The 448-nt window shown below is 63.2% G+C and carries 1 protein-coding gene; it reads right to left on the bottom strand.

All coding sequences use genetic code 11. The features are described 5' to 3' along the window. The coding region (locus GBG68_RS13945) for a VOC family protein (protein WP_413463315.1) at positions 1-448 on the bottom strand (448 nt) is incomplete at both ends.

The raw sequence follows: 448 nt of genomic DNA, 5'->3' as shown, positions 1-448 counted from the left end.
GATCCAGCCAGTGCGCCCCCGCCCCCTTCAGACCATCCGGCCAGGGCTCCGGGTTCTCCGTGCCCACCGACTTGCCGACGAACTCCTTCTCGGCATACAGGTACATCTGGTGCCCGCTGGGAATGTGAAAACGCAGGCTGCGGCCGCAGAAGGGCAGCTCACCCGCCGCCAAATCCTCCACCGGATGGCTCGCCGCTTCCAGCTTCGCCTTGATGGCGTCCAGATCCGCCTCGCTCTCCACCTTGAACGCCATGTGGTTCATGCCCGCACGATCCGACTCGGTCAGAACCAGGCAGTACTTGTCCCACTCGTCCCAGCCCTTCAGGTACACATTGCCCGCCGAGTCCACATCGGTGGGCAGCAGGCCCAGCACGTTCTCGTAATGATGCCGCGCCGCCTTCATGTCCAGCACACGCAGATTGATGTGACCTATGCGCATAACGCCCAT

The organism is Alkalilimnicola sp. S0819 (assembly GCF_009295635.1).
Lineage (GTDB): Bacteria > Pseudomonadota > Gammaproteobacteria > Nitrococcales > WHIW01 > S0819.
The sequence above is the reverse complement of the archived record's forward strand: the minus strand, read 5'-3'. Positions and strand labels throughout refer to the sequence as shown.